The 9,027-nt window shown below is 66.6% G+C and carries 1 protein-coding gene; it reads right to left on the reverse strand.

Annotated features, from left to right (window positions below; genetic code table 11):
* On the reverse strand, window positions 1–9,027 hold a 9,027-nt coding region (locus XALGPE39_RS00320; RefSeq protein WP_161795304.1), incomplete at both ends, for a non-ribosomal peptide synthetase.

A 9,027-nucleotide genomic window follows, 5' to 3' on the forward strand; every position in this document is an offset into this window, starting at 1 on the left:
TGGAGCCGGAGGTGTAGATGACGTAGGCCGGATGTTGTGGATGCAAGCTCGCAACGACCGGTGCATGCGTGGCAGCGCTGGCCCACGCTGCTTGCTCGGCGTCCAGCAGCACGGTGTGCATGCCGTCGCGCTGTGCCAGCGACGCAGCCGTGTCGCGATGGGCGAGCAGCACACTGGGCCGCGCATCAGCGAGCATGGCGTGCAGGCGCGCCGATGGGACGTCGCGATCCAGCGGCAGGTAAGCGCCACCGGCTTTGAGCACGGCCAACAGCGCGACGAGCAGATCGATGCCACGCGGCAGACACACCGCGACCACGCATTCCGGCACGACGCCCAGCCCGATCAGATGATGGGCGAGTTGGTTGGCGCGAGTGTCGAGGTCGGCGTAGCGCAGTTCAACGCCATCGTCCACCAAGGCGATGGCGTCGGGCGTGTGCTGCGCCTGTGCTTCGATCGCGCGATGCAGATAGCCGCTGCCATCCAGGTCGCTGGTGGTGGCGTTGAAGCGTTCCAGTTCGGCACGTTCTTCGGCGGGTAGCAATTCCAGCGTATGCAGTGCGGTGTCCGCTGGTTGCTCCAGCGCCTGCACCAGTGCTTGCACAGCCTGTAACAGCATGGCCTGCACACGTGCGGCGCCGATCTGCTGGTCCGCCTGTATTTCCAGGGCGAAGCCACCGTCCGCCGCAATGTCATCGATAGAGAGCGTCAGTGGATAGTTGGTGCGTTCTTGCAAGAGCACGGCGTGCAGGTCCGACGCTTGCGGCGCGGATTCGCTGTGCATCTGTATCGCACTGCCACCGGCATGGCGGTAGTTGAGCAGTGCGGTGAACAGCGGGGCCGGCGGCACGATGCCGCTGCAGCGTTGCGCCAATGCCAACGGGGCGTGTTCGTGATGCAGTAACTGCGCCAGTTGTTGTTGGGTCTGCCGCAGTGCCTCGGTGACGCTGCGTCCATCGCGGCGCAGACGGATCGGGAGCGTGTTGAGGAACATGCCCAGGACGCGGTCGGCACCGTGACCGCCTTGCATGCGGCCGAACAAGGTCGTGCCGAACACCACGTCGTCCTGGCCGCTGGCTTGCGCCAACACTAGCGCACAGGCCAGGTGGAACACGCTGGCAGGGCTGATGTCGAGTCGACGTGCGCGTGTGCGCAGTGAATTGCACAGTGCTGGGGGCAACGCGATGTGGGCTTGCACGATGTCGGTGCCGTTGCCATGCACCTGCCACAGTCCAAATGGGGCGGTGGGGGTCTCCAGGTCGCCAAGTTGCTGGGTGAAGAAGGCGCGATGTTCGGCTTCACTCACCCCCAGGCGTGCCTGGGCGACGAAGTTGCGGAACGGCAACGGCGCCGGCAACTGCGCCTGTTGTCCGTGCAGATGCGCCTGCACCTCGGCGACCAGTAGCTCCAGGGTGGTGTGGTCGACGATCAGGTGATGGCTTTGCAGGCCGAGCAGCCAGCGTGCGTGCGCGGGATCTTCGACGAGGTGGGCGTGGATCAGTGGTGCCCGGCTGACATCCAGACGGAAGCGGCTGGGGTCCATGCGTTCGCGCAAGGCATCCAAGACATCGTGAGCCTGGATGATGTGCGTCTGCAGCGGCAGCGGCGCATGCCGCCAGACCACTTGCACCGGTGTGCGCAATCCCTGCCAGGCGAAGCCGGTGCGCAGGATGTCGTGGCGGTCGATGACGGCTTGCAACGCGGCGAGGAAGGCATCCAGGTGCGTGCGGCTGTCGAAGGGCAGCACGCTGATGTTGAGGTAGGCATCGCCTTCGGGGCTGGCCAGGTGATGGAACAGCAGACCCTCTTGCAGTGGCGCCAGCGGATAGATGTCCTGCACGTTGGCGGTGCCGCCGTCGACGGTGGCCACGGCGGCATCGATCTCGGTCTGGCTGAGTTCGACCAGCGGCAACAACTCCGGTGTGATGCGCGTGCAATCGGGCGCGATGCGGTTGGGGGGAATGTTGAGCGTGGACGCGGCGGTGAGGGTGCTGGCCAGATCGGCCAGCGCGGGCGCGTTGAACAAGGCGCGCACCTGCAACTGCCAGCCATGCTGGCGCAGGCGTTCGATCAAACTGATCGCCAGCAGCGAGTGCCCACCGAGGGCGAAGAAGCTGTCGTGGCGGCCGATTTGTTCGACGCCGAGGAGTTCACTCCACAGCGCGGCGAGCAGGGTTTCGCGTTCGCCTTGCGGGGCGACGTAAGGCTGGGTCGCGAGCGCATCGGCCTCTGGCGCTGGTAGCGCGCGTCGATCCAGTTTGCCATTGGCGGTCAGCGGCAGCGCGTCCAGGTGCACGTAGGCGCTGGGGAGCATGATGTCGGGCAGACGCGTGCCGAGGTGGGCGCGCAGGGCATCGCGGTCGAGTGCAGCGGCATCGCCGACCACGTAGGCGACCAGTCGCGTATCCCCAGGCAGATCGTTGCGGGCGATGACGACTGCCTCGCGCACACCTGAGCAGCCACGCAGCGCGCTTTCGATTTCGCCCAGTTCGATACGCACGCCGCGTAGCTTGAGCTGTCCATCGTTGCGGCCGAGATATTCGATGGCGCCATCGGCACGCCAACGCGCCAGATCGCCGGTGCGGTACATGCGTGCGCCGGGGTGCGCGGCGAACGGATCGGGGACGAAACGTTCGGCGGTCAGGTCGGGGCGGCCCAGGTAACCACGGGCCAATTGTATGCCGGCGATCTGCAATTCGCCGGTGACGCCGATCGGCACCTGCTGCCGCTGCGCATCGAGTACATGCAGTTGTGTGTTGGCGATGGGGTGGCCAATCGGCACGCTGCGGGTGTCGGCCGCAGTGCATTCCCATGCGCTGACTTCCACCGCCGCTTCGGTTGGGCCGTAGAGGTTGTACAGCCGCACGTGCGGCAGACGCAGACGGGTCTGGCGTGCTAGATCGGCGGGCAAGGCTTCGCCGCTGCAGACGATGCGCCGCAGGCTGGCGCATGCGCCGTGCGGCAAGGCGTCTAGGAACACCCGCAGCATCGACGGCACGAAATGCACGGTATCGATGGTGGCCTGTTCGATCAGTGCATGCAGATAGGTCGGATCCTTGTGGCCGCCGGGTTGTGCCAGCACCAGGCATGCGCCCACGCGCAGCGGCCAGAACAGTTCCCACACCGAGACGTCGAAACCGACCGGAGTTTTTTGCAGCACGCGCTGCTCGGGTTGCAGCAGCAAAGCACGCTGTCCCCACGCCAATCGGTTGTCGATGGCGGCATGGGTGTTGACCACGCCCTTTGGCGTGCCGGTGGAGCCGGAGGTGTAGATGACGTAGGCCGGATGTTGTGGATGCAAGCTCGCAACGACCGGTGCATGCGTGGCGGCGCTGGCCCACGCTGCTTGCTCGGCGTCCAGTAGCACGGTGTGCATGCCGTGGCGCTGTGCCAGCGACGCAGCCGTATCGCGATGGGCGAGCAGCACACTGGGCCGCGCATCGGCGAGCATGGCGTGCAGGCGCGCCGATGGGACGTCGCGATCCAGCGGCAGGTAAGCGCCACCGGCCTTGAGCACGGCCAACAGTGCGACGAGCAGATCGATGCCACGCGGCAGGCACACCGCGACCACGCATTCCGGCACAACGCCCAGCCCGATCAGATGATGGGCGAGTTGGTTGGCGCGGGCATCGAGGTCGGCGTAGCGCAGTTCAACGCCATCGTCCACCAAGGCGATGGCGTCGGGCGTGCGCTGCGCCTGTGCTTCGATCGCGCGATGCAGATAGCCGCTGCCATCCAGGTCGCTGGCGGTGGCGTTGAAGCGTTCCAGTTCGGCACGTTCTTCGGCGGGTAGCAATTCCAGCGTATGCAGTGCGGTGTCCGCTGGTTGCTCCAGCGCCTGCACCAGTGCTTGCACGGTCTGCACCAGCATGGCCGCCACGCGTGCGGCGCCAATCGGTTCCAAGCACTGCACGTCCAGCGAGAAGCCGCCGTCGGCGGTGTGGTCGTTGATCGACACCACCAGTGGGTAATGGGTGCGTTCCTGTCCGCCGAGTTGCTGTATGTGTTGCAGGGGATCGTGTGCTGTCTCGGCCAGCACGTTGCTGCCACCGGCATAGCGGTAGTTGAGCAGGGCGTTGAGCAGCGGCAGCGCCGGATCCACGCCGCTGCAACGTTGCGCCAGCGCCAGTGGCGCATGTTCGTGGTGGAAGAGGCGGGCCAGTGTCTGTTGGGTGTGTTGCAGCGCTTGCGCCACGCTGTGGCCACGACCGCCCAGGCGGATCGGCAAGGTGTTGAGGAACATGCCCAGCACGCGGTCCACGCCGGCACTGGCATGCATGCGGCCGAACAGCAGGGTGGCGAACACGGCCTCGTCGCGACCACTGCTACGCGCCAGCAACAGCGCGTAGGCCAGATGGAACACACTGGCGGCGCTGACGCCATGTTGGCGCGCCTGGGCGCGCACGGCCTGTGCCAGTGCGGGTGTCAGGGGGCGATGCACCTCGTGGACGCTGGCCTGCTCGGACACCGGCGCCAGCACGCCGAACGGCGCGGTGGGAGCGTCGATATCGGCCAGCATCTCACTGAAGAACGCCTGATGCGCCTGCGTGGACACGCCGGCCCGTGTGTGCGCGACGAAGTCGCGGAACGGCAAGGGCGCCGGCAACTGGTGTTGCTGTCCGGCCAGATGGACCCGCACCTCTTCGATCAGCAGTTCCAGGGTGGTGTGGTCCATCACCAGGTGATGGTGTTGCAGGCCGAGCAGCCAGCGTCCGTGTGCGGCGTCGTGGGCCAGATGGGCGTGGATGAGGGGCGCCTGCTGCAGGACGAGCGCGGCTTCGGGCGCATGCAGCCAGGTCTGCACGTGCGCGGCCACGTCGGGTCCGGCGGACACATGCACATACCGGCGCAGTGTCGCCTGTCGCCAGACCACCTGCACGGGAGCGGACAGGCCATTCCAGACGAAGCCGGTGCGCAGGATGTCGTGGCGGGCGATGACCTGATCGAGCGCATCGAGGAAGCCATCGAGTTGTTCGCGCGAGGGGAAGCCGAGCAGGGACGAATGCAGATAGGGGTCGGCGTGTGGATCAGCCAGGTGATGGAACAGCAGGCCTTCCTGCAATGGCGCCAGTGGATAGATGTCCTGCACGTTGGCCGCGCCACCTTCGACGCTGGCGACCACGCTGTCGATCTCTGCCTGGGTCAATGCGAGCAGCGGCAGCAGATCGGGGGTGATGCGGGTGCAGTCCGGGCCGATACGGTTGGCTGGCACCACGATGCGGGAGAGCGGGTGCAGGTGATCGGCCAACCCGGCGATGGTGGGGCTGGCGAACAGTTGGCGCACGTCGAGTTGCCAGTCGTGCCGGCGCAGGCGTTCGATCAATTTGACCGCGAGCAGCGAATGCCCGCCGAGGGCGAAGAAGTTGTCGTGACGCCCGACCTGCTCGACGTGGAGCAGGTCGCTCCACAGCGCGGCCAGGATGTGCTCGCGTTCGCCGCATGGCGCGGCATAGACAGCGTGCTCCAGTGCCTCGGCGTCTGGCGCCGGCAGCGCGCGGCGGTCGAGCTTGCCGTTGACGGTGAGCGGCAGCGCATCCAGCCGGACATAGGCGGCTGGCACCATGTATTCGGGTAACTGCGTACTCAGTTGGGTGCGCAGTTGCGCGCTGTCGAGGTATTCGCCCACGACATAGGCGATCAAGCGTTTGTCGCCCGCCTCCTCGCGGGCGATGACCACGGCCTCGCGCACACCGGCGCAGGCGCGCAGGGTGGCCTCGATCTCGCCCAGTTCGATGCGGAAGCCGCGCAGTTTGACTTGCGCATCGTTGCGTCCGAGGAAATCCAATTGCCCATCGGCACGCCAACGCGCCAGATCGCCGCTGCGGTACATGCGCGCACCCGCAGCGTCGGCAAAGGGATCGGGGACGAAGCGCTCTGCGGTCAGGTCGGGGCGATACAGATACCCCTGTGCAAGCTGCGCACCGGCGATGTGCAGTTCGCCGATCACGCCGATGGGGACAGGTTGTCCATGCCGATCGAGCACGTACAGGCGGCTATTGGCGAGCGGTTTGCCGATCGGCACGCGCCGCGCTGGATCCGGGGCGGCGTTCAGCGGCAATGCGGTGACGAACTGCGTGCTCTCGGTCGGGCCATAGGTTTGCAGTACGCTGGCCTGACCGCCGGCGGCCAATACCCGAGCCAGGGCATGCGGATCGGCGACATCGCCACCGGTGATGAGCAAACGCAGTGCGCTCAGTTGTGGCGCGATCAATGGCGCGTACGCACGCAACACGCCGGCGACCAGAATCAGTACCGATAGCCGCTGCTGTGCGATCAAGGCACCCAATGCGAGCGGTTCACGCATCGTCGTGGCCGGGACAATCACCACGGTGGCGCCGTTGAGCAGACTGCCCCAGACCTCTAGCGTGGCCGAGTCGAAGGCGGGATTGGAGGCAAAGCCGACCCGGTCTTCGGCATGCAGCCCCGCCGGTCCATCCTGCAGGACCAGGTTGAGGACCGCCGCATGCGTCACCGCCACGCCCTTGGGTGTGCCGGTGGAGCCGGAGGTGTACATCACATACGCGGTGGCGCTGACAGGCACGGCGATGTCTGGCGCTGGCGCGGTGCTGGCGTCGTCGTCGAGAGCGGCCATGGTCAGGCAGAGCACGCCTGCCGGAGCGAGCGGATTGTCGGGCCCCTGGATCAGCACCTCGGCCTGTGCATCGGCGATCAATGCGCGCAGACGCTCGTGCGGATGCGCGCTATCCAGCGGCACGTAGGCTGCCGCGCACTTGAGCACGGCCAGTTGCGCGACGATCAACTCGACCGAACGCGGCAGCGCGATGGCCACGTGCGCGCCCGCGCGCAGGCCCAGTGCGTGCAGCCGCTGCGCCAGTCGGTTGGCTTGCGCATCGAGCGCGGCGTAGTCCAGGCAGCGCTGCGCGTCGATCACGGCGATGGCATCGGGCGTGCGCTGCGCTTGCGCTTCGAACAGCCGGTGCAGCGGCTGTGCCGGCACGGTGGCGGTCGTGCCGCTGCCGAAGTGCGCCAGCACCTGGTGCCGTTGTGGCGCATCCAGCCACGGCAGTTGCGAAACATGCAGGTCTTCTGCCTGGGTCAGCGCGTGCAGGACCTGTTCGAAGCAATGCCACCAGCGTTGAATGGTCGTCGCATCGAAGAGCGCGGCGGCATAGCCCAGACTGCCGACGATGCGAGCGCCATCCTCCTGCAGCGTGAGTTCCAGATCGAACTTGCTGATGGGGAAGGGGCTGTGCAGGCTTTCCAGTCGCAGATCGGGCAATTCCAGCGCGACGCTGGGGGCGTTCTGCCAGGCGAACATGACCTGGAACAGCGGAGGGTGGGCGAGGCTGCGGATGGGATTGAGCGCTTCGATCACCTGCTCGAAGGGGATGTCCTGATGGTGCTGCGCGGCGAGCGCGGTGGCGCGCACCTGCGCGAGCAACTCGGCGACGGTTGGATCCGTGCGCAGGTCCAGATGCAGTGCCTGCGTGTTGACGAACAGGCCGATCAACGGTTCCAGTTCGCTGCGGGTGCGGTTGGCGGTCGGGGTGCCGATCACGACCCGATCCTGGCCGGCCAGGCGTGCCAGCAGCACGCCCCAGGCGGCCAACAGGGTCATGAACACGGTGGTGCCGTGGCGTTGGCTCAGCTCGCGCAGGGCGCTGCCGAGTGCAGCATCGAGGGCGACCTCGTGGCTGCCGCCGCGGTAGTCCTGCACGGCCGGACGCGGGTGATCGGTGGGCAATTCCAGCAGTGTCGGCGCGTCGTGCAGATGCGCGCGCCAGAAATCCAGTTGCCGTTGCAGCAGCGGCCCATCGAGCCAGCGGCGTTGCCACACGGCGTAATCCGGATACTGAATCGGTAGTGGCGGTAGCGGATCGGGTTGGCCCTGCACGAAGGCGGTGTACAGCGCGCCAATTTCACGCAGCACGATGCCGGTGGACCAGCCGTCGGTGACGAGATGATGCAAGGTGAGCAGCAAGCGATGCTCGTGCTCGCCCAGGCGCAACAGGCGTCCACGGATCAACGGGCCGCGAGCGAGGTCGAAGGGCGTGTCGGTTTCTTGTTCGGCATGACGCTGGACCTCGGCCTCAGGATCCTGCGTGTGGCGTAGGTCGATGTCCTGCAGTGTCACGCCGACCTCGGGCGCTGCGATGACCTGGATCGGATCTTCGCCGTGCGTACGGAAGACCGTGCGCAATGCCTGATGGCGGGCGACAAGCCGATCCAGCGCCTTGCCTAGCGCGACGCGGTCCAGGCGTCCGGATAGGCGCACACCACCGGCGATCAGATAGGCCAGCGCCGCACGCGCGTCGAGTTGGTGTAACAACCACAGCCGTTGTTGCGCGAAGGACAGGGGCAGTGGCGCGTCGCGGTCGGCTGGCACGATGGCCGGCAACGTGCTGGCGGCAGCGGTATCCAGCGCTTGCGCTAACTCGGCCAGACGTGGTTGCGCGAACAGCGTGGCTAGCGGCAGTTCCAATCCCAGCGCGCTGCGGATACGCGAGATCAAGCGCACCCCCAGCAGCGAGTGACCGCCGAGAGCGAAGAAACTGTCGTGGCGGCCGACGTGTTCGACGCCTAGCAAGTCGCACCAAATCTCGGCCAGTTGTGTTTCCAGCTCGCCTTCCGGCGCTGCGTAGGCCTGCATCGCCAGCGCGTCGGTATCCGGTGCCGGCAATGCCTTGCGATCCAGCTTGCCGTTGGCAGTCAGCGGGAGCGCTTCCAGGTGCACATAGGCCGTTGGCAGCATCACCTCGGGCAGGCGAGCGGCCAATTGACTGCGTAGGCTGTCGGCGCTGTGCGCGTCGACCTCGCCCACCACATAGGCAACCAATCGTGGCTCGCCCGGAGTGTCCTCACGCAGCAACACCGCCGCATCCTGCACGCCCGCGCAGGCACGCAACGCAGCGGCGATTTCGCCCAGTTCGATACGGAACCCGCGCAGTTTGACTTGATCGTCGTTGCGGCCCAGATACTCCAGCGTGCCATCGGCGTGCCAGCAGGCGACATCGCCGCTGCGGTACATGCGTGCGCCTGGCTGCTCGGCGAATGGATCGGGGATGAAGC

It is taken from the genome of Xanthomonas sp. GPE 39 (genome assembly GCF_000963005.1).
GTDB lineage: Bacteria > Pseudomonadota > Gammaproteobacteria > Xanthomonadales > Xanthomonadaceae > Xanthomonas_A.